At 52.8% G+C, this 26,330-nt stretch carries 24 protein-coding genes, 1 riboswitch and 1 other annotated feature; of the genes, 14 read left to right on the top strand and 10 right to left on the bottom strand.

The features are described from left to right. Positions 1-33: 33 nt before the first annotated feature. Positions 34-432 (top strand): hypothetical protein, encoded by a 399-nt coding sequence (locus EDM54_RS02740; protein ID WP_122957736.1) that lies wholly within the window; start codon positions 34-36, stop codon positions 430-432. Positions 433-632: 200 nt separating this feature from the next. Here the strand turns inward: EDM54_RS02740 and argS are convergent, their stop codons facing one another. The 4 genes from argS to EDM54_RS02720 form a co-directional block, all read right to left on the bottom strand. Then, a complete protein-coding gene (gene argS / locus EDM54_RS02735) occupies positions 633-2,348 on the bottom strand; it encodes an arginine--tRNA ligase (protein ID WP_003387393.1) in 1,716 nt (571 codons plus the stop codon). A 57-nt stretch (positions 2,349-2,405) separates the two neighbouring features. Continuing rightward, positions 2,406-2,654 (bottom strand) — a binding site (T-box leader). Between the two features lie 42 nt (positions 2,655-2,696). Further along, on the bottom strand, positions 2,697-3,176 hold the full coding sequence (locus EDM54_RS02730) for a hypothetical protein (RefSeq protein ID WP_003387392.1): 480 nt from the start codon (positions 3,174-3,176) through the stop codon (positions 2,697-2,699). A 96-nt stretch (positions 3,177-3,272) separates the two neighbouring features. Then, the gene (locus tag EDM54_RS02725; protein ID WP_122957735.1) at positions 3,273-4,133 is read right to left on the bottom strand and encodes an AraC family transcriptional regulator; all 861 of its coding nucleotides are present in this window, start codon (positions 4,131-4,133) and stop codon (positions 3,273-3,275) included. 167 nt (positions 4,134-4,300) lie between these two features. Continuing rightward, positions 4,301-4,405: a YjcZ family sporulation protein gene (locus EDM54_RS02720; RefSeq protein WP_003387390.1), complete on the bottom strand. Its 105-nt coding sequence runs from the start codon at positions 4,403-4,405 to the stop codon at positions 4,301-4,303. A gap of 199 nt (positions 4,406-4,604) precedes the next feature. Next, a riboswitch (SAM riboswitch) is annotated at positions 4,605-4,705 on the top strand. Between the two features lie 101 nt (positions 4,706-4,806). Between EDM54_RS02720 and metH the strand changes: the two genes are divergently transcribed. From metH to EDM54_RS02685, 7 genes are all read left to right on the top strand, one after another. Beyond that, positions 4,807-8,253 (top strand): methionine synthase, encoded by a 3,447-nt coding sequence (gene metH, locus EDM54_RS02715; protein ID WP_024985157.1) that lies wholly within the window; start codon positions 4,807-4,809, stop codon positions 8,251-8,253. Positions 8,254-8,285: 32 nt separating this feature from the next. Then, entirely contained in the window at positions 8,286-10,154 is a 1,869-nt protein-coding gene (locus EDM54_RS02710; RefSeq protein ID WP_122957734.1) for a bifunctional homocysteine S-methyltransferase/methylenetetrahydrofolate reductase, read from the top strand. Positions 10,155-10,385: 231 nt separating this feature from the next. Continuing rightward, a complete protein-coding gene (locus EDM54_RS02705) occupies positions 10,386-10,907 on the top strand; it encodes an AAA family ATPase (protein WP_024985159.1) in 522 nt (173 codons plus the stop codon). 28 nt (positions 10,908-10,935) lie between these two features. Then, a complete protein-coding gene (locus EDM54_RS02700) occupies positions 10,936-11,523 on the top strand; it encodes a histidine phosphatase family protein (RefSeq protein ID WP_122957733.1) in 588 nt (195 codons plus the stop codon). Between the two features lie 32 nt (positions 11,524-11,555). Next, positions 11,556-11,996: an Rrf2 family transcriptional regulator gene (locus EDM54_RS02695; protein WP_003387384.1), complete on the top strand. Its 441-nt coding sequence runs from the start codon at positions 11,556-11,558 to the stop codon at positions 11,994-11,996. Positions 11,997-12,158: 162 nt separating this feature from the next. Then, positions 12,159-12,800 (top strand): NAD(P)-dependent oxidoreductase, encoded by a 642-nt coding sequence (locus tag EDM54_RS02690; RefSeq protein WP_024985168.1) that lies wholly within the window; start codon positions 12,159-12,161, stop codon positions 12,798-12,800. A 59-nt stretch (positions 12,801-12,859) separates the two neighbouring features. After that, complete coding sequence (locus EDM54_RS02685; protein ID WP_003387382.1) at positions 12,860-13,411, top strand: NADPH-dependent FMN reductase; 552 nt, start codon at positions 12,860-12,862, stop codon at positions 13,409-13,411. 198 nt (positions 13,412-13,609) lie between these two features. Here EDM54_RS02685 and EDM54_RS02680 read toward each other — a convergent pair whose 3' ends face one another. The 3 genes from EDM54_RS02680 to EDM54_RS02675 all read right to left on the bottom strand — a co-directional run bounded on the left by EDM54_RS02680 (position 13,610) and on the right by EDM54_RS02675 (position 16,257). Continuing rightward, positions 13,610-14,176, bottom strand: a complete 567-nt coding sequence (locus EDM54_RS02680; protein WP_031931771.1) for a mismatch-specific DNA-glycosylase — start codon at positions 14,174-14,176, stop codon at positions 13,610-13,612. Positions 14,177-14,439: 263 nt separating this feature from the next. Further along, the gene (locus EDM54_RS26345) at positions 14,440-14,586 is read right to left on the bottom strand and encodes a hypothetical protein (protein ID WP_170208359.1); all 147 of its coding nucleotides are present in this window, start codon (positions 14,584-14,586) and stop codon (positions 14,440-14,442) included. Positions 14,587-14,739: 153 nt separating this feature from the next. Further along, positions 14,740-16,257 carry a carboxypeptidase M32 gene (locus tag EDM54_RS02675; protein ID WP_122957732.1) on the bottom strand — a complete coding sequence of 506 codons (1,518 nt, stop codon included), beginning with the start codon at positions 16,255-16,257 and terminating at the stop codon, positions 14,740-14,742. A 157-nt stretch (positions 16,258-16,414) separates the two neighbouring features. Between EDM54_RS02675 and EDM54_RS02670 the strand changes: the two genes are divergently transcribed. The 3 genes from EDM54_RS02670 to EDM54_RS02660 all read left to right on the top strand — a co-directional run bounded on the left by EDM54_RS02670 (position 16,415) and on the right by EDM54_RS02660 (position 20,101). Continuing rightward, a complete protein-coding gene (locus tag EDM54_RS02670; protein WP_003387378.1) occupies positions 16,415-18,010 on the top strand; it encodes a peptide chain release factor 3 in 1,596 nt (531 codons plus the stop codon). Between the two features lie 181 nt (positions 18,011-18,191). Beyond that, positions 18,192-18,833, top strand: coding sequence for a hypothetical protein (locus tag EDM54_RS02665; RefSeq protein ID WP_031931773.1), 642 nt, complete (start codon positions 18,192-18,194; stop codon positions 18,831-18,833). Between the two features lie 122 nt (positions 18,834-18,955). Further along, complete coding sequence (locus tag EDM54_RS02660) at positions 18,956-20,101, top strand: MFS transporter (RefSeq protein WP_003387376.1); 1,146 nt, start codon at positions 18,956-18,958, stop codon at positions 20,099-20,101. Here the strand turns inward: EDM54_RS02660 and EDM54_RS02655 are convergent. Then, entirely contained in the window at positions 20,051-20,812 is a 762-nt protein-coding gene (locus EDM54_RS02655) for a DUF817 domain-containing protein (RefSeq protein WP_194247008.1), read from the bottom strand. The genes EDM54_RS02660 and EDM54_RS02655 overlap by 51 nt on opposite strands. Positions 20,813-21,104: 292 nt before the next feature. Between EDM54_RS02655 and EDM54_RS02650 the strand changes: the two genes are divergently transcribed. Then, positions 21,105-21,893, top strand: coding sequence for an exodeoxyribonuclease III (locus EDM54_RS02650; RefSeq protein WP_122957731.1), 789 nt, complete (start codon positions 21,105-21,107; stop codon positions 21,891-21,893). On the opposite strand, the gene EDM54_RS02645 is transcribed toward EDM54_RS02650, so the two are convergent. Together EDM54_RS02645 and EDM54_RS02640 are read right to left on the bottom strand one after the other, a co-directional pair. Next, positions 21,868-22,296: a DUF6157 family protein gene (locus EDM54_RS02645; RefSeq protein WP_024985172.1), complete on the bottom strand. Its 429-nt coding sequence runs from the start codon at positions 22,294-22,296 to the stop codon at positions 21,868-21,870. The two genes, EDM54_RS02650 and EDM54_RS02645, sit on opposite strands and share 26 nt — an antisense overlap. Before the next feature lie 173 nt (positions 22,297-22,469). Continuing rightward, positions 22,470-23,690, bottom strand: coding sequence for a DUF418 domain-containing protein (locus tag EDM54_RS02640; protein ID WP_122957730.1), 1,221 nt, complete (start codon positions 23,688-23,690; stop codon positions 22,470-22,472). A 139-nt stretch (positions 23,691-23,829) separates the two neighbouring features. Between EDM54_RS02640 and EDM54_RS02635 the strand changes: the two genes are divergently transcribed. After that, the gene (locus EDM54_RS02635; RefSeq protein ID WP_003387371.1) at positions 23,830-24,546 is read left to right on the top strand and encodes a response regulator transcription factor; all 717 of its coding nucleotides are present in this window, start codon (positions 23,830-23,832) and stop codon (positions 24,544-24,546) included. After that, a complete protein-coding gene (locus EDM54_RS02630) occupies positions 24,543-26,315 on the top strand; it encodes a sensor histidine kinase (protein WP_122957729.1) in 1,773 nt (590 codons plus the stop codon). The genes EDM54_RS02635 and EDM54_RS02630 overlap by 4 nt, the downstream gene beginning before the upstream one ends. The last annotated feature ends 15 nt before the right edge of the window (positions 26,316-26,330 follow it).

Below are 26,330 nucleotides of genomic sequence, written 5' to 3'. Positions count from 1 at the left end.
AAGAGTTGTGTGTCGAACCAAGGAGGAACATACGTGATAAGACGAGTGAAAGTAACGATCGAAGATTTTTCTTCCCTGCAGGAAAACCTGAACAATCCCGAAGAGCTCGCCCTCTACCAGGGAGCCAACGGACATACATACGATGCGGAAATTGAGCACGATGGCTATGCCATCATTGATGTAACCGAGGATGACTATATCGAGCTTGCCCCCGGCGAATATCAGATCATGATCGAAGAGTGGACCAAGGCAGGGAATATCGGAGACTGCACACTGGAAACCAAATCCGACCCGGCCGATGACAAGGCGATGCTGTACCGCCTCGTGGATGCGTCCGGAAATGAAAAGGAACAGCCGGTGTCGCTCTCCAAACTAGTCGTCGAGCTTCTGGGCAAGACTTGGTTTGGGAAAAATGCAAAGAAAGAAGAATAAAAAAGCAGCGCTGGCCGATCAAAGACATGTACTGTTAAAAGGGGCGGGTACGTTTACAAGTTCCGGACCAGCCCCGCGACAAGACTCCTGACAAGCCGGATGGAAGGCTAGCACCGGATGGAAGGCCGGCAATCGAAAAAAACCGCCGACGCATTGCATGGGACTGATCCCATAATGCATCGGCGGTTTTGCTTGTTTTCTTACATTTCTTCCGGTGCTGCGAGTCCGAGAATGCGGAGCCCTTCCTTCAAGACCGTAACAACAGCCGCTACGAGCTGGAGACGCGCATTTTTCACAGCGTCCTCCTCGGCCAGAATGCGGACGTTTGCGTAGAACTTGTTGAAGGCCTGCGCGAGGTCGATCACGTACTTCCCGATTTGCGAAGGATCAAAGCCGTTGGCAGCGCGGTCTATCACTTCCGGGAATGCATTCAGAAGCGTAACGACTGCCCAGGCTTCCTTGCTGTCCAGCGCATCCTGAGGCAAGCTTACCGCTGCGGACGGTACATAGCCGCCTTTTCTCAGCAGGGAGCAAGCGCGTGCGTGCGTGTATTGGACGTAAGGACCGGTTTCGCCTTCAAAGGTGAGCATCTCTTCCCAGGAGAAATTGATGTCATTGAGACGATAGTTTTTCAAGTCGTGGAAGATGACGGCCCCGACGCCAACCTGGCGGGCGACTTCTTCCTTGTTGGCGAGACCAGGATTCTTTTCCTCGATCACTTTCTTGACGTCTTCGATCGCCTGGGACAGCACTTCTTCCAGCAGGACGACCTTGCCCTTGCGCGTGGACATTTTCTTGCCGTCCTTCAGCATCATGCCAAACGGAATGTGATGCATTTCCTTTGCCCACTCAAAGCCCATTTTCTCCAGTACCTTGTAGAGCTGTTGGAAGTGAAGGCGTTGCTCGTTTCCGACGACATAGAGCGCTTTGGCGAAGTCGTAGGTTTCATGGCGGTAGAGGGCAGCAGCAAGGTCACGCGTCGCGTACAGCGTGGCGCCGTCCGATTTTTTGATCAGGCTTGGCGGCATGTCGTATTCATCCAGCGTCACGACCATGGCGCCGTCCGATTCCGTCAGCAGGCCTTTTTCCTCCAGCATGGCGACGACGCGATCCATCTTGTCGTTGTAAAATGCTTCGCCGTGTGTCGAGTCAAAGGAAACGTTCATCAGATCGTAAATCTTCATGAACTCCTTCAGAGATTCATCGCGGAACCACTGCCACAGGTGGAGCGCTTCTGCGTCTCCGTCCTCCAGCTTTTTAAACCACTCGCGCCCTTGATCCTCCAAAGACGGATCGTTCTCCGCTTCTTCGTGGAAGCGCACATAGAGGCTGAGCAGTTCTTTGATTGGCTCCGCTTTTACTTTTGCTTCGTCGCCCCACAGGCGATACGCCACGATCAGCTTGCCGAACTGCGTGCCCCAGTCGCCCAGATGGTTGATGCGGACCGGCTGGTAACCGTGCTTTTCCATGATGTTGGCAATCGCGTTTCCGATCACGGTAGAGCGCAGATGCCCCATGGAAAACGGCTTGGCAATGTTGGGAGAAGAAAGATCGATCGGAACCTTCCGCCCTTTGCCGATGTCGCGGCTGCCGTAAGCGGCTCCTGCGGAGAGGATGGTGCCTACTACCTCTGCTGCGACACTTTGCTGATCGAGAAAAATATTGACGTACGGGCCAGCTGCCTGGACTTCGCGAACCGGCGTACCCGAGATAAGCGGGGCAAGCTCGGCTGCAATCACAGGAGGCGCTTTGCGAAGTGCCTTTGCCAGTTGAAAGCAAGGGAAGGCGATATCGCCCATGGCCGGATTCGGAGGCGTCTCCAGCATGTTGCGCACTTGCTCGGCCCCCAGCGTATCTACGCCTTGCTTGGAAAGGGCTGCAGAAATCATCTCAGCCACTTGATGCTTGTAACTCATAGTGATGCAAACTCCCTTCATCATGAAAAATAAAAAAACCTCTGCGTCTCTGATTGATCAAGAGACGAGAGGTATTCTCCCGCGGTGCCACTCTTTTTGCCATGCAGCCTTTACATTTCGGGCAGCACAGCCGCTTTGTTCTGCGATAACGGGCAGACCCGGCTGCCTTACTTGCTCCAGAGATAAACCGGGCAATCAGACAGCATCTCCGAGGTGCGATTCCTGCCGTCATCCTGCACCGGGCTTACACCATCCCCGGCTCGCTTGGGCATTTTGACGGAGTACTTTCCTCATCATCGATCCTTTATGATTCATCCATTATAGCGAAAAGGATGCGGCTTTCGCAACTCAATCATCCGCTTTTTTTATGATCGCATCGAGATCGCGAAACAGGTCGCGGGTCAGCGATTCTTTGTCTTCGGCAGCATTCCATTGCTGCTTGAACTGCTGCAGCTTCTTGAGCAAAGCCAACTCCGCCTCCGCGTCCTTTTCCAGATCGTGATTTTCACTCGGGTCGAATGGCATCAGCCGCTCATCCGTGCCGCTGCGAAGATAGGCGGTTTTCCAGTTGTCCGGAAACTGATAAGCCTGCTCTCCGAACAGAATCGCGAGAACATCGTCCGATTCAAGCGGCAGGAAGTGGTCGAATTCGTCGCGCCTGCCCCCTTCGGACAGATTGATATGTGTAAAGGAATACCGGAGATAGTGTTGGCCATTTTCGCTGTCTTTCACGACAGAATATGTCTCGAAGTCGGTTTGTTCCAGTTCTTTTACCGTTTCGATACGCGATAGGAATTCGTGCTTGTCACAAGGGTGTAGTGGATCCAAAGCGTTTCGCTCCTTTGCTTGGCTTCGACCTCATCATAGCAAAAGGGGCATGGATTGACAATGAGCGGGGACAGCGGGCGGACTGGAGCTGGAACACTAGTCGATCGGTATGTAAATTTTTATTTTCATTTGATCCGGGTACACGGACTGGCGGACATCGGTTATTTCAAAATCAGGTCCTTCTCTTCGCTCGTAGTTGGAATTCGGAAGCCAGGTGCCGTAAATATAGGTTCTTGTATTTTGGACAGAGCCGATCACCCTGAATTCGGCGTATTTCCCTGCCGGAAGCAGACAGTGGACAAAGCCATCCTCCAGCTCGCCATCCAAGTTTTTTACCTCTTCGCCGACGATGAACGTAAAGTCGCCGTTATCCTGGAAATCGCACGAAATGCCGTATGCCATGTCAGGGGCGGCTTTGTTGGGAATCCGCATATAGTGTCCATTCCTTCCGAAATCGGCATAGAAGCGGGGAATGTCCTCAAAGTAGCGTTTGTTGTTCAGATTTGTCTTGTAGGCGTACCCGACGATGGCAATGCTGTTTAATTGCACAATGTTTGGTTTGTTCATGCTTATTTCTCCCTTTGCTCGTTTTTGATCATCCAAAAAATCCAGCTTCTTTTGCAGGAAAATAGGTATGTTCGCCTTTCGGAACTTGGCCGGGGTGATGCCGAAAGTAGCTTCAAAAGCACGGGTAAACGCCTCCTGGGAGCCGTACTGGCAGGCGATAGCCAGATCAAGGATGCTTGTTTGCGTCTGTTTCAACAAAACGGCGGCCTCGCTCAGCCTTCTTTTTCGTATGTACTCGTGAACCGAAAAACCGGAGATCGCTTGAAACAGCCGTTGAAAATGAAAGGCGGAAAAACAGGCTTCCGCGGCAATATCCGCGATATTCACCTCCTCTTGAAGATGCTTTTCGATAAATTCGATTGCGCATTGAATCCGCTCGTAGTGATCCATACCTGCCTCCATTTCCCAGATGTGCTACTCCTATTGTACAGCCGGGAAGACGATGTTTTTTGATAATCTGTGCCGATTTGGCAAGTGATTGCTTGATTTCTTCAAAGTGCACCTGTTGGACAAGAAAAAAGAAGCCTGGATTCCAGGCCCCTTTTTCAAGCAGCTGCTTAGCAGTCGTTATTGCACCCTACGATGACCAGCAGGATAAACAGAACGAGCACTAGGGCGAAGCTGTCACCGAAGATATTGTTTCCGCAGTAGGATGTACTCATGTCGTTTTCCTCCTTTCCGATATGCTTTAGTCTATACACGGGAGTCATGAAGAGTGTGGGCGATTGACTATATGGGGCAAATATGGGCGCCGGACTTGCGTGGATACGGACAATTTCTTCATTGACGCGGGGGAGGGGGGGTGTTAAGATACTTTCAAACCTTGCAATTACTGGAACGAATCGAATAAAAAAGCGACATCTCTTATCCAGAGAGGCAGAGGGACTGGCCCGATGAAGCCTCGGCAACCGGAATTTTCAGGTGCCAATTCCAGCAAAGCCGTGTGCTTTGAAAGATGAGAGGATGCGTCAGGCGTATCGTATTCGCGGACAAATCCTCTTCTGCACACAGAAGAGGTTTTTTGTTTATCTGAGATGATCTGCTTTGAGAAAAGGAGTCTGCCATGAAACCGAATTTTCGCGAACAGCTTTACCGAAAAATTCTGATACTGGACGGCGCGATGGGAACAATGCTGCAGCAAGCCAACCTGACTGCCGAGGACTTCGGCGGAGAGGAATACGACGGCTGTAACGAGCTGTTGAACCTGACCCGGCCGGACGTCATCCGCTCGATCCATGAAAAGTACCTGGAGGCGGGTGCCGATATTATCGAGACGAATACATTTGGCGCTACGTCCATCGTCCTGGCCGAGTATGACGTGGCGGAAAAGGACCTGGAGATCAACATCGCCGCTGCCAAAATCGCTCGCGAGGCCGCAGATGCCTATTCCACGCCTGAGTGGCCTCGCTTTGTGGCAGGGGCGATGGGCCCGACGACCAAGACGCTTTCTTTGACGGGCGGGGTCACCTTTGACGAGCTGGTCGAGTCGTATTACCGCCAGGCAAAAGGGCTTTTGATCGGGGGAGCGGATGTGCTGCTTCTGGAAACCTCGCAGGATACGCTGAACGTAAAAGCGGGCGGCATCGGCATACGCAAGGCTTTTGATGAGCTGGGGACGGAAGTGCCGGTCATGCTTTCGGGGACGATTGAGCCGATGGGCACGACGCTGGCGGGACAAAACATCGAAGCGTTCTACGTCTCGCTTGAGCACCTCAAGCCTGTCAGCATCGGGCTGAACTGTGCGACCGGTCCCGAGTTCATGCGCGACCATATCCGCACGCTATCCGGTCTTGCAGACTGTGCCGTGAGCTGTTATCCCAATGCCGGTCTCCCGGACGAGAACGGCCACTATCACGAAACTCCGCAAGGGCTGGCGGCAAAAGTCAAGGCATTTGCCGAGCAAGGATGGCTCAATGTGGCGGGCGGATGCTGCGGAACCACGCCCGACCACATCCGGGCGATGGCCGAAGCCTTGAAAGACTGCAAGCCGCGTGCCCGGCAAGAGCATGCAGTCAGCGCCGTGTCCGGGATCGATGTCGTCTACGTGGAACAGGACAACCGCCCGCTGCTGGTCGGGGAGCGCACGAACGTCATCGGGTCCAAGAAATTTCGCGATCTGATCGCAGCCGGACAATACGAGGAGGCTTCCGATATCGCAAGGGCACAGGTGAAGCGGGGGGCTCATGTCATCGATATTTGTCTGGCCGACCCGGACCGCGACGAGTACGGCGATATGGAAAAATTCCTTCAATATATTGTGAAAAAAGTAAAGGCGCCTCTCATGATCGATTCCACGGATGCGCGTGTTATGGAGCTGGGGTTGAAATATTCCCAAGGGAAAGCGATTCTCAACTCGATCAACCTCGAAGACGGGCTCGAACGGTTCGAGCAAGTCGTGCCCTTGATCCACAGATACGGGGCCGCAGTTGTCGTCGGAACTATCGACGAGACCGGCATGGCTGTCACCGCCGAGCGAAAGCTGGAAGTGGCAAAACGCTCCTATGACCTTTTGGTAAACCGGTTTGGCGTCAATCCGCGGGACATCATCTTCGACCCGCTCGTGTTTCCTGTCGGTACAGGAGACGAACAGTACATCGGCTCTGCCAAGGCGACAGTAGAAGGCATTCGCCTGATCAAAGAAGCGATGCCCGAGTGCAAGACCATTCTCGGCGTCAGCAACGTGTCGTTTGGTCTTCCGGCCGCAGGTCGGGAAGTGCTGAATGCCGTTTTCCTCTACCATACGACAGTCGCTGGTCTCGATTATGCCATCGTCAATACGGAGAAGCTGGAGCGCTATGCTTCCATCCCTGAAGAAGAGAGAAAGCTGGCTGAAGCTCTTTTGTTCGAGACAAAGGACGAAACGCTTGCCTCCTTTACCGATTTTTACCGGCAAAAGAAAAAGGAAGCCAAAGTCGAGGTGTCCTCGCTTCCACTGGAAGAGAGACTCGCGCGGTATGTCGTCGAAGGCTCCAAAGACGGACTGGTAGAAGATTTGAAGCTTGCTTTGGAAAAATACGCGCCGCTGGAAATTATCAACGGGCCGCTGATGACCGGGATGGAAGAAGTGGGCCGCCTGTTCAACAGCAACCAACTGATCGTGGCCGAAGTACTACAGAGCGCCGAAGTAATGAAAGCATCCGTTTCATTCCTGGAGCCGTTTATGGAAAAAACGGAGTCGGCGGCAAAAGGGAAGATTTTGCTGGCCACCGTAAAAGGCGACGTCCACGATATCGGAAAAAACCTGGTAGAGATCATCCTTTCCAACAACGGCTATGAAGTCGTCAATCTGGGGATCAAGGTTCCGCCGGAGCAGCTGATCGCCGCTTGCCGCGAAGAGAAGCCGGATGCGATCGGTCTGTCCGGTCTGTTGGTCAAATCGGCCCAGCAAATGGTCATTACCGCGCAGGATTTGCGCGAGGCTGGCATCGACGTGCCGCTGATGGTAGGCGGAGCGGCACTGACACGTAAATTTACGTCCAACCGGATTGCACCCGAATACAAAGGAATCGTTCTGTACGCCAAGGATGCAATGGACGGGCTGGAGCTGTTTAATCGACTGCAGGACCCGGAAGCAAGAGAAAAGCTCCGGGCCGAGCAGCAGGAGGCAATCGAGGCTGCGGCTTCTGCCCAGGCCCCGCCCGAAGTTGAAAAACCGTCCAAACCGAAGCGTTCCGCCGTCAGCCGCACACAGCCGATCTACCTCCCGCCCGATTGTGAACGGCACGTGCTCCGCAACTATCCGCTGAGCCATCTCCGGCCGTATCTCAATTTGCGGATGCTGCTCGGAAAGCATCTCGGCGTTCGCGGAAATGTGGACAAATTGCTGGAGAGCGGAGACGAGAAGGTGACGGAGCTTCACGATCTGGTGCAGGAGCTGCTTGCGGAAGCAGTACAGGCAGGCTCGATAACAGCAAACGGGATCTATCAGTTCTTCCCCGCACAGGCGAATGGAGACGAGATCTTGATCTACGACGCCAAGGATCATTCGCGGGTCTTGGAACGCTTCCGGTTCCCGCGCCAGCCAGAGGAGCCGTACCTTTGTCTGTCGGACTTCCTGCGGCCCGTGGAAAGCGGCGAAATGGACTATGTCGGATTCCTGGCGGTCACGGCGGGCAGCGGCATTCGAGAACAATCGGAACGTTTGAAACAAAAGGGCGACTATCTCCGATCCCACGTCTTGCAGGCGCTGGCGCTGGAGCTGGCCGAGGCATTTGCCGAGCGGGTTCATCACGTGATGCGGGATAGCTGGGGCTTCCCGGACCCTGCGGAAATGACGATGCTGGAGAGATTCGGCGCGCGTTATCAGGGCATCCGCGTTTCTTTCGGATACCCGGCATGCCCCAACCTCGAAGATCAGGCCCAGTTATTCCGCCTGCTGCGGCCGGAGGACATCGGCATTCAGTTGACGGAAGGCTTCATGATGGAACCGGAGGCCTCTGTAACAGCGATGGTGTTTTCTCATCCGGAGGCGCGGTATTTCAATGCGGGCCCATCCGTTTTTGAATTGTAAGGTCGAGATGTTATGGAGAGAAGGGATGGATTTTGTCAGCGAATAAAAAAGATTTGCGCGTATATTTGCAAGACAATCTGCTGATCGGGGATGGGGCGATGGCGACGCAGCTGTACCGGACAGGTGTGCCGGTCGGCGTCAGCTTCGAAGAGCTGTGCCTCTCCAACCCCCAGCTCGTGCATGATGTGCACAAGGCGTATTACGACGCCGGTGCGCGGCTTTTGGAAACAAACACATTCGGTGCCAATCGGGATGCGTTGTCCCGTTATGGCCTGGAGCATAAAGTGACGCGGATCAACCGGGCTGCTGTGGCGATTGCCCGCGAAGCAGCGAAGGCAGATGCCTTTGTGATCGGCAGCATTGGCTCGATTCTGGCGGGGCGGGTCCGACAGAAGGCGATGGATGAGTTCCGCGACCAGTTCGAAGAGCAAGCAATTGCCCTGATCCATGCAGGTGTCGACGGCCTGATTCTGGAGACGTTCCTCGATGTCGAGGAGCTGCTGCTGGCAATCGACGTCATCCGGCCGCTGACAGATCAGCCGCTGATCTGCCAACTGGCAACGCTGGAGGTGGGCCGTACACGCGATGGCTACACCCTGACAGAGGCGTTCTCGCTGCTTCAAAAGGCTGGAGCTGACATCGTCGGTTTGAACTGTCGCTTGGGTCCGGCCGAAATCCTGCGTTCATACGAGCGGGTCCAGGTGCCGGAGGGGACGCTTCTTTCCGCGTTTCCCAATGCGGGACGGCTCGGCTTGACCGATGGAGAGTACGCGTATAAGTCTTCGCCGGAGTATTTTGCGGAAAGCGCAAAGCGGCTCAGAGAACAAGGCGTCCGTCTCTTGGGGGGCTGCTGCGGTACGACGCCGGAGCACGTCAAGGCGATGGCCGACGCGCTGCATGGACTCGCACCGCAGGTGAGGGTGAATCCTTCGGAGACGGAAAATGAACGGCCCTCCCTGTCGTCTTACAATGTCAGGGACAGACAAAAGCCCAGCATCGTCGAGCGAGTGAAAACAGGTACGACGATTATCGTCGAGTTCGACCCGCCGAAGGACCTCGATACCGAGGGCTTCCTGCAAGGGTGCTGTGAATTGCACAAGGCCGGGGCCGATTCGATAACGCTGGCCGACAACTCGCTGGCCAATGTGCGGATGAGCAATATGGCGCTCGGCGCGATCATGAAAAGCCAGTACGGGATGGATCCGCTGATTCACATCGCCTGTCGCGACCGCAACCTGATCGGGCAGCAATCGCATCTGATGGGCTTGCACGCTCTCGGCATTGACCAGGTTCTTGTCGTGACCGGGGACCCGTCCCGGTTCGGGGATTTGCCAGGGGCCAGCTCGGTGTTCGATGTCACGTCATTTGATCTGATCCGCATGGTGAAGCAGCTGAATGAAGGCATATCCTTCTCGGGACGTCCGCTGAAACAGAAGGCGCAGTTTATCGTGGGCGCAGCCTTCAACCCGAATGTTCGCCAGATCGACGCGGCGATCAAACGGTTGGAGAAAAAAGTGGAGGCCGGTGCCGATTTTATCATGACGCAGCCTGTCTACGATGCGGAAGCGATCCGGCTTGTCTACGAATCGACGAAGCACATCAACATCCCGGTCTTCATCGGCATCATGCCGCTGACCAGCCAGCGGAATGCCGAGTTCCTGCACAATGAAGTGCCGGGGATCAAGCTCTCGGACGAAGCGCTGGCGCGCATGCGCAAGGTGCAAGGCGAGGAGGCCAGACAAGAGGGGATCAAGATGGCAAAAGAATTGCTCGACGCAGCAATCCCGATCTTCAATGGCATCTATCTGATTACGCCGTTCAACTATTACGCAATGAGTGTAGAGCTGATCCAGTACGTACGGCAAAAGAGCAGCCTGCTGCAAGCTTCTGCCCAGGCCTGACAGGCAGCATGCAATGTAATAAGGAGCCCTTGTTTGGCGGACCGATCATTTCGGCATTCGAGAGCAAGGGTTCTGCTTTTGTCAGAGGGGAAAAAAGAACACAGACGGTTTATCGAGGCAGGTTTCTTGGAATCGCGTGCTGCCGGTAACAGGACGGGCGTAAAAGGTAAAGGAAAAAGCGACGCTTGCGGAGAAGATAGGTTAAAAAATAATGGCAAAAACGGTGGTCTCATGGCTAAAAAAGGTCCAACCAAAATCCATATTATCGGCTCTGTCGGAAGCGGAAAAACAACTTTGGCACGATTGCTTTCAGCCAAACTGGATGTTCCGTTTTACGAATTGGACAACGTTGTCTGGAAGCGGTTTAAAACGGGAGATGTAAGAAGAACGGACGAGGAAAGAGACGAGCTTCTGGGCGAGATCACAAGCGCGGACGTTTGGATTGTCGAAGGCGTACACCATAAATGGGTACACCCAAGCTTTGAGCGGGCCGATTTGATTATCTTTTTAGATACAAGCTATCGCACAAGGACTTTTCGGATCATCAAAAGGTTTGTCCGGCAAAAGCTTGGGCTGGAGCGGGCAAACTACAAGCCTACTTTCCGGATTTTTCGCAACATGTTTGTCTGGAATGCCCATTTTGAGAACGAGAGCAAGCCGGAAATTGAAAAAATGTTGGGTCGATACAGCGAAAAATTGGTCGTTCTGAAGGATAACAGCGAGATGGAGAAATACTTTGGCACAAAGCAGTAATTACTGATGATCATGCAGGTGAGAGACGATGCGAACCAATATCTTTTTCGTAAGACATGCCCATTCCGATTATACGCCGGAGGAGCGGACAAGACCGTTGTCGGAAAAAGGCTTGCGCGATGCCCAAGCAGTGAGTGAGCTGTTAAAAAAAGAGAATATTCACCACGTGCTTTCAAGTCCATACCGGCGAGCCATTCAAACAGTTGAAGGGATTGCCGTAAGCCTTGAGAAGGAAATCGTGATCGAGGAAGACTTCAAGGAGAGAGTGTTGAGCGAGAAACCCGTGGAGGATTTTCATGCTGCGATCACGCGAGTTTGGGAAGACGAGGGGTTTTCCTGGGATGGAGGGGAGTCCAATAAAGCGGCGCAGGATCGCGGAGTAAAGGCCATTAAACGAGTTTTACGCAGACTAAAAGGGAAAAATATCGTAATCGGCACCCATGGCAATCTCATGGTGTTGATTATGAATGGTTTTGACAGCCGCTACGGTTTTGATTTTTGGAAACAGCTCGATATGCCGGATATATACAAGCTGTCCTTTGACGGATCAGAGCTGAAAGAGGTCACCAGGCTGTGGAGACATAAAGACAGTGTTGACATTTGGAATTCGTTGTAGCTATAATGATTACAACGGAAGGATGAAACAAAATGAAAATTAGCAGTCGATTCAGCATTGCTGTCCACATCCTGTCTTTGCTGGCAATCGCCAAGGATGCACATGGAACTTCCGAATGGATTGCAGGGAGTGTAAATACAAACCCTGTAACGATTCGCAGGATATTGGGACAGCTAAAAAAAGCGGGATTGGTCAATGTCCGCGCCGGAACTGGCGGAGCTTACTTGTTGAAAGGTCTGGATGAAATCAGTTTGCTGGATGTCTTTCGAGCGGTTGACGTAGTTGAGGAAGACCAGCTCTTTCACCTGCATGAGCAGCCAAACCCGGATTGTCCGGTCGGAGCGAACATACAAGCCGTCCTGCAGCTCATATTTACCCGCGCCCAAAATGTAATGGAGCAGTTCCTGGCAGATATAACGGTGGACGAGGTAGTGAATCAGCTCACGCAAAAGATAAAGAGCGGTGCTAAATGATTTTTTTTTAGACTGGTTGTAATGTTGTAGTTTACAACGATACAACGATGCATCCATCCTTCCTTTCGTTTCGACCGGATGGTATTGCTGATGGCAAATCCTCATCCGCAACAATCATTTTTTTATGGTTACGCTAATAAAAAATGGTAGGAGGAAATCATAATGAAAATCGGAGTAATCGGTGCCACAGGGAAAGCGGGGAGCCTCATTGCGAAAGAAGCGATTGAAAGAGGCCATGAGGTTACGGCAATCGTGAGAAATGCATCCAAGCTGACAGCGCCAAAGACGGCCGTCTTGGAGAAAGATGTTTTTCAATTGACTGCAGAGGACCTGAAAGCTTTTGATGTGGTGGTAAATGCATTCGGTGCAGCGCCGGGCAGTGAGCATCTCCATGTTGAAGCAGGCAGAGTATTGATCGAAGCGTTGAAAGCTGCCCCATCTACAAGACTGATCGTTGTCGGCGGAGCAGGAAGCCTGTTCGTCGACGAGGCAAAGACAACACGTGTCATGGAAACGCCGGACTTTCCGAAGGAGTATCTGGCGACCGCGCAAAACCAAGGAAAGAACCTGGAGGACTTGCAGCAATCTACGGGCATCCAATGGACGTTTATCAGTCCATCCGCCTTTTTTGATCCGCAAGGGAAGAGAACCGGAGCTTACCAAAAAGGAAAAGATCATCTTTTGGTGAATGCGAAAGGGCAAAGCTATGTAAGCTATGCGGACTTTGCGATTGCAGTACTGGATGAAATCGAGAATCCGCAGCATCGAAACGAGCGTTTTACGGTTTCGTCCGAATCAGAGTGATTCGCAGCCGCGAAACCAAAGTCAACTAAATCGAAGAAAACCGCTTGGAGGTATCGCACATGAAAGTAGTTGCTCTCGTAGGAAGCATTCGCAAGGAATCCTTCAACCTGAAGCTCGCCAAATTTATGCAAAAACGCTACCACGGCCGTCTGGAGATCGAAATTTTGCCGATCCGGGATCTCCCGCATTACGACCAGGATATCGAGAATGATCCGCCTGAAGCCGTAAAGGAATTCAAAAGCAAGGTTGCCGCTGCCGATGCGGTACTATGGGTAACGCCGGAATACAATTACTCCATCCCGGGTGTACTTAAGAATGCCATTGACTGGCTGTCGCGCGTGGATAAGGTCATGATCGGGAAACCTTCCATGGTCGCAGGCTCATCGATGGGCATGCTTGGCTCAGTCCGCGCCCAGCAGCATTTGCGCGATATTTTGTTCTCTCCAGGCGTCTCATCTCCGATCATGCCTGGGAATGAAGTCTACATCGGCGCTGTCCATGAAAAATTTGATGAAGCCGGTCATTTGAACCACGAGCCGACCATCGCCTTTCTGGATCAAGTTGTCGACAACTTTATTGCGTGGTATAAACAATTGCCATCCAATAAATAAATCTGCCCAAGAGGTTGACTGTGCCGGATACGGAAGGAAAAAACGATAACAAATTTTGGTAAAAAAAACGCCCGCTTCTCTGAACCGCATTCCCATTGTTGGTCTGATCCAAACCATTGGGGCAACGTTCAGAACCGGGCGTTTTTTTCAAACGCACGAAAAGCGCCTGACGCTCCGGGCGCTTTGCTGCATTCCGGTTTATCGGAACGGATGCCAGCCTTTTTCCTGCAAAAAGAGGCTCAGTTCGGAAAACATGGCCAGTCGTTCTTCGCGGCTAAATGATGCGTTGGCGCCGCTGGTAGAGGGAATGACGAACACCCAGCTTCCGGGCCAGTCCTCTGTGCCAAAATAACGGTCAGGTTGAAGTCCTAGGGGAACAGGCTCCTTCTTTTTGCCGGTGGCGTGCCGAAAGGCCGTAATTCCGTTGAAACAGACCACCCGGGGACGATAAACGCCAACCATGTGGACGAATTGCTCCGCCCCGGTGTTGAAATCCGCGTCCGTTAGATCGCTGGAGGAGCGGGTGGGCCGGGAAACGAGATCGGTGATGCCATAGCCGAAATCAAGCAGGCACGCGGTTTCCTCCGGCTTCAACTGCCGGGGAGTCAATCCTCCCTCGTAAAGTCCGCGCCAAAACAGGTTGGCGGGGTTGGCATAATGAAAGCCGGCCGTAGCAGAGACTCTGCCAGGATTGATTCCACAAAAAAGGACGGTCAAATCCCGCCGGATATAGGTGGGGAGCCATTTCTCCGTAAAGGGAAGCATGTGTGCCACTCCTTTGATACGATTTGCGTAATCGCGGTGACAGGTTGCTCCTCCATTATACGTGATACCTGCTGTTGCCTAAAAGCGGGGGTGCTGCTGGTTTCCTTCGGGAAGAGCAAAAAAAAAGCTGCCCGGAAGGCAGCACGGCTATGGCTATATTCAACACATTGATAAAATGATATGCATCTCTAATGCAGGCAGAAACTCCCTTTCATCAAGGTGAGTGTTGAACACCCCGATGCCGCTTCCGTCTTGGTTGGGTATTACAGCTGCGGATAAGGAAGCAGCTCCTCGTGATGAGCAGGCACGAATTGCTCCATCTCGTTCTTTACATATTGCTTCCGCTCGAACGGTGCCGTCTCTTCGTCGGCAACCATGCCCCACAGCCACTGTGAAAAGGTTGTTGTCATTGTGGACCCCTCGCTTAATCGAATGGTTTACACTTTCATCATAGACCAAATGTATGTGGAAATTGTTGGCGGATTGTGAAGGTGCGGTGAAGAATCCATGGCACAACTGTGAACGAAAAAGCGCCTCTCCCGAAGGAAAGGCGCTTTTTCTGCTTAAAGCTTGTAGATCTCAGAGTATTTCTTCTCCAGGTAGTTCATCAGGTAGGTGGCATTGGTGCCTTCGCCCGTAATTGCCTTGACGATTTCACCCGGGCTCTTCATCTTTCCGTATTGGTGAATATTTTCTTTCAGCCATTGACGGGTCGGTTCGAATTGGCCGCTGGCGATCAAATCGTTGTAGCCGCTGATTTGTTCTTGCATAACATGGGCAAACTGGGCAGCATATACATTGCCCAGCGAGTAGGTTGGGAAATAGCCGAAGCTGCCGCCGGACCAGTGTACATCCTGCAGCACGCCGACTTTGTCCGATTCCGGAACAATGCCCAGATACTCTTTCATCTTTTCGTTCCAAATCGTTGGCAGGTCGCCTACTTCAATCGTTTGGTTGATCAGGCCTTTTTCGATTTCATAGCGGATCATCACATGCAGGTTGTAGGTAAGCTCATCTGCTTCGGTCCGGATGAAGGAAGGCGTCACCTGATTGATGGCGCGGTAAAATTGCTCGACGCTGACCCCTGCGAACTGGTTCGGGAACGCTTTTTGCAAGTCACCGTAAAAATGCTGCCAGAACGGCAGACTGCGCCCGACCATGTTCTCCCAATAGCGGGACTGGGATTCGTGGATGCCCATGGAAGTGCCGTCGCACAGCGTCGTGCCCAGCAGGCGCGGATCGATATTTTGCTCGTACATCGCGTGGCCCGCTTCATGGATACAGCTGAACAGAGCGGAACTGAAGTCATTTGGGTCAAAGCGGGTCGTAATCCGGACATCACCGGGATTGAACGATGTACAGAAGGGGTGAACACTGCGGTCCATCCGGCCTGCCTGGAAGTCATACCCGATCTTTTCCAGGATAAAGCGGCTGAAAGCCTCCTGTTCTGCCTCCGGAAAATGCTTGGTCAAAAACGAAGTGTCGGGCTTGTCCGGGGAGTCAGCGATCGCAGCCACCAGCTTCACTGTTTTTTCCCGCAGCGTAGCGAAGATCGGGTCGAGCTGATCTACAGTCATCCCCGGCTCAAACAGGTCGAGAAGCGTGTTGTATTTGTTCTTGCCGTCATGTCCCCAGTAGTCGATGAACTCCAGTTGGAAGTTGACGATTTTTTCCAGGTAAGGACGGAACATGGCAAAGTCGCTCTTGGCCCGCGCCTCTTCCCAGACGGTTTCGGCCTGAGAAGTGAGGACGACGTATTCCTCATAGCGGTCGGCAGGAATTTTTTTGTTGCGTTCAAAATCCTTTTTGCAATCGAGAACGGTCGCGCGGGTCACATCGTCCAGCGTCTCCAGCACTTGCGGGTCGCTCAGCGCTTCCAAATGCTCTTCCATTTCTTTGGAGGTGGCCAGCCGGAACTGCTCTCCTGCGAGCATGCCGATCACTTCTGAGCGCGCATCCATTCCTTTTTTCGGCGCCTGCGTGCTTTTGTCCCAATAGAGGACGGAGATAGCCTGATTGTAGCTCGCCATTTTCTTCACGTACGCGCGAAAGGCAGCCGAACGGTTTTCGTTTGTGGACATGGGTTACCTCCTAACCATATGTACATACAGTCAAAAAATTTTTACAACTAACATTATACCTGTTTGTAAAAAAAATACTAGGTGGATGACGGGTGCATTTGCCGTTATAATCGTAACAGTGAAAGATGACAGAGACGCAAGCGACAGGAGAATGAAAATGAGTCAAGTGAACCCCCAATGGGAACAAGAAATTGCAAAACGGCGTACCTTTGCGATTATCTCCCACCCGGACGCGGGTAAAACGACCATGACGGAAAAGCTGCTGTACTTCGGCGGAGCAATCCGCGAGGCAGGCATGGTAAAAGGGAGAAAAAACTCCAAGCACGCCACTTCCGACTGGATGGAGATCGAGAAGAAGCGGGGTATCTCCGTAACGTCCAGTGCGATGGACTTCGAATACAAGGGACATCATATCAACATTTTGGACACGCCGGGTCACCAGGACTTCAGTGAGGATACGTATCGTACGCTGACAGCAGCGGATGCGGCGGTGATGATCATCGACGTGGCCAAAGGGGTCGAGGCGCAAACCATCAAGCTTTTCAAGGTGTGCCGGATGCGCGGCATCCCGATCTTTACCTTTATCAACAAGCTGGACCGCCACGGGAAAGACCCGTTTGAGCTGCTGGAGGAAATCGAACGCGTACTGGGCATTCGCTCGTACCCGATGAACTGGCCGATCGGGATGGGGAATTACTTCAGCGGCGTGTACGACCGTGCGAAGTCCCGCGTTGAATTGTATCAAAGCGGCTCCGAGCACCAGGAGATCAGCTTTTTCGAAGTAAGCGGGGCGGACGACCCGATGATCGGAGAGCGCGTCGGTCAGGACCTGTGGCAGCAGCTTCAGGATGAAATCTCTCTGCTTGACGTAGCGGGAGACGATTTTGACATGGAATTGATCAACAAGGGCGAATTGACGCCTGTGTTTTTCGGAAGCGCGATCAACAATTTTGGTGTGCAGACATTCCTGGACAACTTCCTGCAAATGGCTCCGCCGCCTTCGCCGAAGAAGAGCAACATCGGCTTGATCGAGCCGAGCCAGCGTCCGTTCTCCGGCTTTATCTTCAAAATCCAGGCCAACATGAACCCGGCCCACCGCGACCGCGTCGCCTTTTTGCGCATCTGCTCGGGCCGTTTTGAGCGGGGCATGACGGTCAAGCACGTCCGTCTTGGCAAAGACATCAAGCTGGCTCAGCCGGTCCAGTTTATGGCCCAGGACAGGGAAATCGTCGAGGAGTCCTATGCAGGTGACGTCATCGGCCTGTTTGACCCGGGCATTTTCCAGATCGGCGATACGCTGTGTGTCGGCCAGCCGCTGGAGTACGAAGAAATGCCGCACTTCTCGCCTGAGTTTTTCTCCCGCGTGATGGTGAAAGACGCGATGAAGCACAAGCAATTCCAGAAAGGCATCATGCAGCTTACCGAAGAGGGAACGGTCCAGCTCTTCCGCACCTATCCGATGGAGGACCTGATTCTCGGGGTAGTAGGCGTGCTGCAGTTTGAAGTCCTGGAATACCGCCTGAAAGCCGAGTACGGGGTAGATATTATGCTCACACGGATGCCTTATCAGATCGCGCGCTGGCTGGAGGGTGAGAAGGCGGCATTGGATGCCCTCAAGAACAAGACGGTTACAGACCGCTACGGACGTCCGGTCATGCTGTTCGAAAGCGAATACCAGCTCCGCATGGCGATCGAAAAATACTCCAACATCAGGTTTCATGAAAGCTCGCTGGGATTAAAATCCCAGGCTTGAGCCAGCAAACGGCATGAAGCTCAAAGAGGGTCTCACAGCATCGGCTTGAGGCCCTCTTTTTTGTACGGATGCCGACGATTTCTCTGCAAAAAGTGACCTGGAGGGTGAGTGCTGCGTATATCAACGGGAGAACATCGCCTGCATGCGTTTCTTTTGCAAGAACGGGAAGGAGAGCTTTTTCATGTTTGGACGCAAGTGGCGCACCACACTCGCCGCCATCTTTTTATTTTTTCTGGCGTGGATCATGAACGCCCGGTTTCCCCATGAAGTTCAATTGGTGGATAATTTGTTTCAAATCTTCGGCGTCCCGGCGTGGTCAAACGGAACATCGGGTTTGCACTATGCCGCTTTTTTGCCACTAAGCATGATGGCTTTGGCATACGCCATGATGGTCTACGTAACCAAGCGGCCAGGGATCATGCTGCTTGTTTTGCTGCTTGCCGTTGGCCTGTTGCCGAAGCAGCAGGAGCTGGTGAGGTGGTACCAGCGGAACTTTGCGGACGGGATTTACATGCTGGAGTACAAGGAAGAACGGTCTGGCTGCACAGCGAAAACGTCAGCCGAAGGGGTACGCAACGGAACGTGTGTGGTTGTGCTGCAAAATCACGGAGAACAGCCAGCCCGGTTTGAAATCAGCGTATACGGTCCTTCTGGGCGAAAAAGAGCGGCGGTTCTAACCGGGTACCCGGTTGAAGTGAAGAGCCGGGAAAACGTGCGGCTGGAGCTTCCCGTCGAGCCGGGCGGACAGGGGGATATCGTCTACGAAGAATGGGGCGCGCCGAGAATCACGATTTCGAGCGCCGGAAAACGCCGGGATCTGTAGAAGGACAAAGGTTTGGCCGCATTTGACAGCTTGGAGACTCACCTCTTTTGGAGAGTCTCTTTCTATTAGGACGACTCCTGACATATACATGGGACAAAAAGGCCGGAGGGAGTGGGCAGTCATTGCGGATGCTTTTGTTTGTGATCCTGTTTCTCGTCTCCTTTGACATGCATGCGCAGACGCCGCTATTGGCACCGTACATGCATGTTCTGGGAGCTTCAGCGGCGATGATCGGTTTTGTCCTCGGGGCCTATGGCATCAGCAATCTGACAGGCAATCTGATCGCCGGGCCGTTTTTGGACCGTTTTCCGAAAAAGTGGTTTATCGCTATTTCCCTGATCCTCTCCGGGTTTATTTTGACCGGACAAGGGATCGTGACCAAAACTGAGGCATTCCTTGTTCTGAGACTGTTGCTTGGTTTTCTCATGGCGTTTGTCTCGCCGGCCTGCTTTGCCATGCTCGGAGAAACCGGACGGACGCGGGCCGAGCAGGGCGAGCTGATGGCGAAGAACGGGATGGTGCTGACGGCGGCCGCAGTCGTTTCGCCGGCCGTTGGGAGCTTTCTGGGTGTGCAGTTTGGCTATGGGCCTTCTTTTGTCATCCTGGGTGCAATCATGTGGGTGGCGGGTATATTTGCCCTGCTCGTACTGCCGGGAGGGCGGAAAAAAGCGGGGGAAGAGGGGCAAATGATTCGCCCTGCCTCCCCCAAGCTGACTGCTGTTCTGGAGAACCGCGATTTGTATTTGGCCTTTCTCGGCGGCTTTGCCGTGATGTACGCCCAAGGTACGATCATTTATGAAATTCCGCTCTATATCCAAAGAGAAAATTTGTCTATTTCCGTCACGGGGATCTTATTTAGCCTGAAAGGTCTTGGCTCCATGGCTACCTTGAGCCAGTTCTGGCTGGCGCGAATAGCGCCGGAGGAGCGGACGCTCGTCGGGCTCGGCCTGCTTAGCGTGATGATGTACATTTTTGCAATCGGTTTGGACCTTTCCTTGCATATATCGATGTTTTTGCTCGGATCCTGCGTTGGCTTGCTGTTTCCGGCGCTGTCCACGATATTGACCGTGCATGCGCCGCGGGAGCTGTACGGCAGCGCGTTCAGCATCTATTCCGCCGTGCTTTCCGCAGGGGCGATCCTGGCTCCCATCGTGGCAGGGCTGATCGGCAACTGGAACCACTCGTTTTTCATCGTCTTTTTTGTGACGGGAGGTGCGCTAGTCCTGGGCGGCTTCCACCGAATCGTCATGAGAGGAGCGCCCAACTAGCCTTTCCTTGACGTGCTTCAGCTCGGCCACGATGATAAAGCTGACGATGACCAGCAAAAACCAGGAGCTGATTTTGCTCAGGTGCACCAGCTGCCAGCCCTCGTTTTGGTTGGGATAGCGCCACGCTCCGAAAAAGGTGGCGATATTTTCGGCAATCCAGATGAAAAAGCCGATCAGGATGTAGGCCAGAGGCACCGGCATCCACAGCCGTTCCCGGTCCACGCGAAAGTAGACACGGCTCTTCCAGAACAGAAGAAAAATGGCGGCCGTCAATACCCAGCGGATATCCCAAATGTAATGATGGGTAAAGAAGTTGAGGTAGATGGCTGCTCCTAAAGGCACGACAAAACGGTGGCGCGGCCAGCTCTCAAGCGAGACATCCAGTCTGCGCCACGCCTGGCAGAGGTAGCTCGCAACGCTGGCGTACATGAATCCGCTGTAGAGCGGGACGCCGAAGATCTTCGAGTAGGCCGCTTCCGGGTACGACCAGGAGCCCATATGCACCTTGAAAATTTCCAGGGCGAGACCGATCAGATGAAAAACCGTAATCACCTTCAACTCGTCTTTCGTTTCCAAACCGCTTTTGATCATGAAGATTTGAAAAGCGAGACACAGCAGCAGCAGCAGGTCGTACCGCGGGATGCCGGGAACCTCGACCAGCTTGGACAATGCCAGAGAGCCGAAGATAAAGACGGGAAACAGGCAGGACATCGCCTCCTGGTATGTAAAGTGAAACAGCAAACGGAAGAAGCGGTTCACGAAGTATATTCCTCCTCGGGTGCAGCTCGATTTTTAGCAAGCAAGGGAAAATCCCATCATGGCAACCTGTATTACGCAGGAAGCGAATCTTTGGTTTCTCTGCGTCGAATTTTTTGCAGCTCTTCTCCTGAACAAAAGGGAGCCAGACAGGAAACCCGTTTCATTTCATGATATCTGTCAAAAAGTGCAGATGGCTATGGTAAACTAAATGGAAACATGGCAATCTGCAAGGAGATCGACAAAAATGAAGCTGGTATCCTGGAATGTAAACGGCCTGCGGGCTTGCATGAATAAAGGCTTTCTAGACTATTTCAAGGAAGCCGATGCGGATATATTTTGTATTCAGGAAACAAAATTGCAGGAGGGGCAAATTTGCCTGGAGCTGGACGAAGAGTACGCCCAGTATTGGAATTACGCTGAAAAGAAAGGGTACTCCGGCACGGCTGTCTTTACAAAAATCAAACCGCTTTTGGTCCGGTACGGCATCGAAGAGGATCGGGAACCGGAAGGACGGATCATCACGCTCGAGTTTGAAGGCTTCTATCTCGTGAATGTCTACACTCCCAATGCGCGGCGCGATTTGTCCAGGCTGGATTACCGTCTGGAGTGGGAGGATCGTTTTCGGAGCTACCTTCAGCAGTTGGACGCCATCAAGCCGGTGATTGTCTGCGGAGATATGAATGTCGCTCATCAAGAGATCGATTTGAAAAACGCGAAATCCAACCGGAACAACTCCGGCTTTACCCCGGAAGAAAGAGAAAAAATGACCCGGCTTTTGGATGCCGGGTTTATCGATACCTTCCGTCATTTTTATCCGGAGCAAACGGGCGCCTATACCTGGTGGTCGTACATGCCAAAGGTGAGAGAGCGGAATATCGGGTGGCGCATCGACTACTTCCTGGCATCCGCCCGGCTTGCGCCCTTTCTGCTTGATGCTGGCATCGATTCCGAGGTGATGGGCAGCGACCACTGTCCGGTCGTCTTGATGATGCAAGATGGAGCAGCGCTTACTTCGCTCGCCGGTTCCGCATAGCCGCCAGCACCTTGAGCGTTCCGTTTGCTCCTTGGGCATACTCCGCGTATTGCGGGGACTCCATCGGGATCAGCGCCATTTTTCCAGCTTCGTTGAAATGAATGCCCCATCCGAATTTTTTGGGAAGGGCAGAGGCTCTCATACACGCTTTTGGTTTGCTGAAGAATTCGGCTCGAATCTCGCCGCCCCGCTCAGCCAGTTCTGTTTGCGGGAAATTTTGGTGGCGGACGTACACCTCGAAGAGGAGCTCCTCCTGGGTATAGTGGTAGGGAGCCCCGGAAATCAGCTCGTATTCGATGCCGTGCTTGCTTTTGCCCGTTTTCTTTTCCGGCGGAATGATTCCCGTGATCACAGGGCAGTCAGGGGCGACGGTAATGAAGGTGTTGAAATAGTTCCAGTCCATGTGAGCCTCCTCCCTGAAAGACAGGTAATGTTATCCTTTATTATACATGTCTCTGTTGACAATCAGTGTTCGTTCATGCAAAAACTGTTGCTCAAAAAGGAGCACCCTGGACAAACGGCAAACCTCCAAGTCCCAAAAAACGGGTTTGGAGGTTTGCTTTCGTTGTCGGCTGTTTACAGCGTTGTTGAATGTGCAGGTTCTGGCCGGTTTCGCGGTGCGCGAGCCTTCACTTTTCCTTGAATGGACAGATAGGTGCAAATTCTCAGCAGCTTTTCGACCGGGCCGGAAGAAAAGCGTTGCAAATACCATTCGCTTGCAAACAACTGCAGCGCATAGAGAGCAAAGGCAAGAACGCAGCCTGCCGCTATTCCCATTTTCCCAAACCACCCAAGGCCATAGCCGTAAAAGATAGTCGTACAGACCACGGTTTGGACCAGGTAATTCGTCAGAGACAATTTGCCGACCGCCTGAAAACGCTGCATCCAGGAAGAGCTGCTTCGTTTGCTGTAGAGCCAAGCGAACGAGAACAGATAGCCGAGGGCAAGCAAATTGGCTCCAATCATTTCGCCCGCAGCAGCCCATCCTTGTTCGGGAAACAGGTGGGGAAGCACTTTCAGACAGAATCCGACAGGCAAGAAGAGCAGAGCGTTCCTCGCATACAGCCGCTGTTCTTCCTCAGGCTTCCGAAACAGGTCCTTTTTCGCTGCGTACATGCCAAACAGAAACATCGGCGCGGTCAGAAAAGGCGCCAGTAGCAGGAGAAAGACAAGATAGAGGGAGTCCTCCTCTGATATCGGCGAAGCAGTGCTCCTGTGGTGCCTAATCTCCGAATAGGTGCCTGTTCCATAGACGACAATGGTTTCTTTGATATACTCCTGAGAGATCTCCATACTGCCTGGTTGCCTGGAGGGGGAGTTGGATTCTCCCGGCACAAGCCCAAGCAAACCAAACACGAGCAGAAGAGACGTTCCCCAGATCAGCAGGGTTTTTGGTTTTCGGTTCATGAACATGAGCAGAAAGAAACCGACGAGTCCGTAGAATGCCAAAATATCGGACTCCGTCATAAATTCGGAATGGAGAACCCCGATTCCAAACAAGAGCAAAAAGCGTCTGCACAACGTCCATCCCGGTTTTCTGCCAGAAGCTGCAAGGCTCTCTTTCATTTTGATTATCCCGTAGCCAAACAGGAAGGTGAAAATCGGCATGAAGCTTTTTTCCACTACGATGCCGAGTATCGTTCGGACAGAAGCATCAAAACCCGACAATGAGTAAAACTGCATGTCATCCTTGCCCCATATTCCATATTGAAAAATGAGCATATTCGCCAGCAAGATCCCCAGCAGGCAGAGTCCACGGGCTGCGTCGACGAGACCTGCCCTTTTTCGTTGTTCCATTTTTATCACCTCGCAAGCAAGTGTAACTGGGCGGCTTAAAGGCTCGCTAAAGCGGAGCTTATTTTTTCCTTAACGATTCTTGTAGTTGTTTAGCTGGAATTAAGCTTGCTTTGGTACAATCTTGTTCGGAGGGATTGTCATGCAACAAGCGCGGATACTCATCGTCGACGACGAGAAATCGATTACGCAGATGATCGAAATGGTTCTAAAGAAAGAAGGATTTCGGCATATTTACAAGGCTTATTCGGCCAGGGAAGCCCTTGAGCTTCTGAACAGACAAGAAATGGATATCATCCTGCTCGATGTGATGCTTCCGGATCAGTCGGGGTTTGAGCTTTGTCCCAAAGTCAGGGATATTTCGCGAGCCCATATCATCTTTTTGACAGCGAGAACGTCGGATTTGGACGTTTTGACAGGGTTTGCCATCGGTGGAGACGACTATGTCACCAAGCCGTTTAATCCGCTCGAAATTGCCGCAAGAATCAAGGCCAGAGTACGGCGGGACGCAATTCTGGCAAGCTCCCAGGGAAAACAGGAGGAGCGCAGGCGGCATGACTTTGGACGCTTTGTGCTGGACGAGTCTGCGGGAGAGCTGTGGGTACAGGGAAAAATGGTTCCCTGTCCCGCCCAGGTGTACCAGTTGCTGCTTTTTTTATGCAAAAATCCGAATGTGGTGTACTCCAAATCGCAGCTGTATGAAGCGGTCTGGGGAATCGATGGCGTCGGTGACGACAATACGGTGATGGTCCACATCCGAAAGATCAGGGAACGGATCGAGGCGGACCCGGGCCATCCGCAGCTGCTGCTTACAGTCCGCGGTCTCGGGTATAAGCTCGTCAGGGGGATCGCGCCATGAGCAGCTTGCGTCGAAGGCTGGCCGCTCATTTCGCGACACAGTTCTTTTTTATCTGGCTGTTTGTTCTGGTGACGATGACCGCCCTGTTATTGCTGCTGCTGCAATACCTTGTCAATCAGGACTTGAAAAAAACCTTTCCGAACGGCGCTTTGGAGAATATCGTGACGGAAGCGAAGGCGGAACCGGGACAGGGCCAGATCGAGATACCGGTATGGTGGCGAAATCAGCTCGCCGAGTCCGGGTATTTTTTGCAGATTGTAAATGAAAAAGGCAAGGTCATTTATGCCTTTGGCAGCGGACCGGCCAGGGAGTCTTACACGGTAACCGAATTGTTGGGGATGACGGAAACAGGGCGTTTCCAAACCTTTCGCGTAACAACCTCCCTGGATCAGTCGAGAGCGCTGCGGCCTGAACCGCTGCTCTTTATGCTGGGAACGGATGACAGCAATTCGGAACGTTTGAAAACGTGGGTTGAGAGCTACGCCGAGAAAGGCAAGATACGGCCGCAGGCGATCCCGGAGCTTGAACGTCAGCTGGACATGAGCCGCGAGTATGTGCAGGTCATAGATGCACGAGGCAAGATCATTCAGTCAATTGGCAGCGCCGATCAAAAAGAGTCTTACCAACCGCTTGAATTGATCGCAATCCGCTCTGAGCCGGGAAGCTATTCCACAGACGTCTACACGCACTATGATCAAGCATCCGGGAATCTTTGGATTTTGCATGCAGAAAAGAAAGGCACAGGCTATTCCGATCAGCCGATCATGTCGGACGTCATCCTGGTGCTTAGCGTAGCGGGAGGGGCTTTGCTGGTCATGGCGCTTGCTTTGGCCGCGTGGCATGGCGTCCGTTACAGTCAGCCGCTGCTGTTGTTTACGGACTGGTTTGAGCGAATGGGACAAGGTCGGTACGATGAAGCGTTGACTGAAAAAGAACGGAAAAAGGTATTTCGCAGAGACGGTTCCATCCGCATGCGCTATCGGCTGTACAAGGAAGTGATCGGCGGATTTTACGAGATGGCGGAGCGATTGGCTGCCACGGAGAAAGAGCGGAGCAGACTGGAAAAGACCCGGGAGGAATGGATGACAGGCATTTCGCACGATCTCAGGACGCCGCTGTCAACGATCCAGGGGTTTGGGCATCTTCTGGAAAGCGGGCAGTATACGTGGACAGACGAAGAGCTGCAAGGCATGGGGAAAATGATCCGGGAAAAGGGAGATTACATGCTCGCTTTGCTGCAGGACTTTTCGCTTGCCTTCCAATTGAAAAACCAGGCGCTCAGCTTTCCGGTTGGCAAGCTGGAGATCAACGAGTTTGTGCGGAGAACCGTGCTCAGGTATGTGAATGATGTGACGCTTGCCCACGTCTCTTTTGCCTTTGAGAGCAGTCCGGATGCTATCTTCATCAAATCCGACGCCAAGTGGCTGCAACGCGTTCTGGACAATCTGATTTGGAACGGGATCAAGCACAATCCCCCAGGGGTCGCCATCACCCTCAAGACGTGGCGGGATGAACGGGAAGCGTTCATCGCCGTAGAGGACAACGGCGTAGGGTTTGACGAGGAAACAAAGCACAACCTGTTTGAAAGATACTACCGGGGAACGGCGACCGAAGACGGGACAGACGGGACCGGCCTTGGCATGAACATCGCCAAAGCGATCGTGCTTGCGCATAAAGGGAAAATTGACGTGGAATCCCAGGTTGGGCAAGGGACGCGTATTGTGTTGCGATTCCCGCTGGAAGAAACGCCAATACTGCCGGAAAAATAGAAGCGAGGCCGAAAG

It is taken from the genome of Brevibacillus borstelensis (genome assembly GCF_003710865.1).
Taxonomy (GTDB): domain Bacteria; phylum Bacillota; class Bacilli; order Brevibacillales; family Brevibacillaceae; genus Brevibacillus; species Brevibacillus borstelensis.
The sequence above is the reverse complement of the archived record's forward strand: the minus strand, read 5'-3'. Positions and strand labels throughout refer to the sequence as shown.

Coding starts and splice junctions, on each gene's coding strand:
- EDM54_RS02705 (WP_024985159.1), top strand. CDS start 10,386: ATGGCTAAAAAAGGTCCAACCAAAATCCATATTATCGGCTCTGTCGGA.
- EDM54_RS02675 (WP_122957732.1), bottom strand. CDS start 16,257: ATGTCCACAAACGAAAACCGTTCGGCTGCCTTTCGCGCGTACGTGAAG.
- metH (WP_024985157.1), top strand. CDS start 4,807: ATGAAACCGAATTTTCGCGAACAGCTTTACCGAAAAATTCTGATACTG.
- EDM54_RS02650 (WP_122957731.1), top strand. CDS start 21,105: ATGAAGCTGGTATCCTGGAATGTAAACGGCCTGCGGGCTTGCATGAAT.
- EDM54_RS02665 (WP_031931773.1), top strand. CDS start 18,192: ATGTTTGGACGCAAGTGGCGCACCACACTCGCCGCCATCTTTTTATTT.
- EDM54_RS02690 (WP_024985168.1), top strand. CDS start 12,159: ATGAAAATCGGAGTAATCGGTGCCACAGGGAAAGCGGGGAGCCTCATT.
- EDM54_RS02695 (WP_003387384.1), top strand. CDS start 11,556: ATGAAAATTAGCAGTCGATTCAGCATTGCTGTCCACATCCTGTCTTTG.
- EDM54_RS02700 (WP_122957733.1), top strand. CDS start 10,936: ATGCGAACCAATATCTTTTTCGTAAGACATGCCCATTCCGATTATACG.
- argS (WP_003387393.1), bottom strand. CDS start 2,348: ATGAGTTACAAGCATCAAGTGGCTGAGATGATTTCTGCAGCCCTTTCC.
- EDM54_RS02655 (WP_194247008.1), bottom strand. CDS start 20,812: ATGTCCTGCCTGTTTCCCGTCTTTATCTTCGGCTCTCTGGCATTGTCC.
- EDM54_RS26345 (WP_170208359.1), bottom strand. CDS start 14,586: ATGACAACAACCTTTTCACAGTGGCTGTGGGGCATGGTTGCCGACGAA.
- EDM54_RS02670 (WP_003387378.1), top strand. CDS start 16,415: ATGAGTCAAGTGAACCCCCAATGGGAACAAGAAATTGCAAAACGGCGT.
- EDM54_RS02640 (WP_122957730.1), bottom strand. CDS start 23,690: ATGGAACAACGAAAAAGGGCAGGTCTCGTCGACGCAGCCCGTGGACTC.
- EDM54_RS02725 (WP_122957735.1), bottom strand. CDS start 4,133: ATGGATCACTACGAGCGGATTCAATGCGCAATCGAATTTATCGAAAAG.
- EDM54_RS02645 (WP_024985172.1), bottom strand. CDS start 22,296: ATGGACTGGAACTATTTCAACACCTTCATTACCGTCGCCCCTGACTGC.
- EDM54_RS02680 (WP_031931771.1), bottom strand. CDS start 14,176: ATGCTTCCCTTTACGGAGAAATGGCTCCCCACCTATATCCGGCGGGAT.
- EDM54_RS02630 (WP_122957729.1), top strand. CDS start 24,543: ATGAGCAGCTTGCGTCGAAGGCTGGCCGCTCATTTCGCGACACAGTTC.
- EDM54_RS02635 (WP_003387371.1), top strand. CDS start 23,830: ATGCAACAAGCGCGGATACTCATCGTCGACGACGAGAAATCGATTACG.
- EDM54_RS02720 (WP_003387390.1), bottom strand. CDS start 4,405: ATGAGTACATCCTACTGCGGAAACAATATCTTCGGTGACAGCTTCGCC.
- EDM54_RS02685 (WP_003387382.1), top strand. CDS start 12,860: ATGAAAGTAGTTGCTCTCGTAGGAAGCATTCGCAAGGAATCCTTCAAC.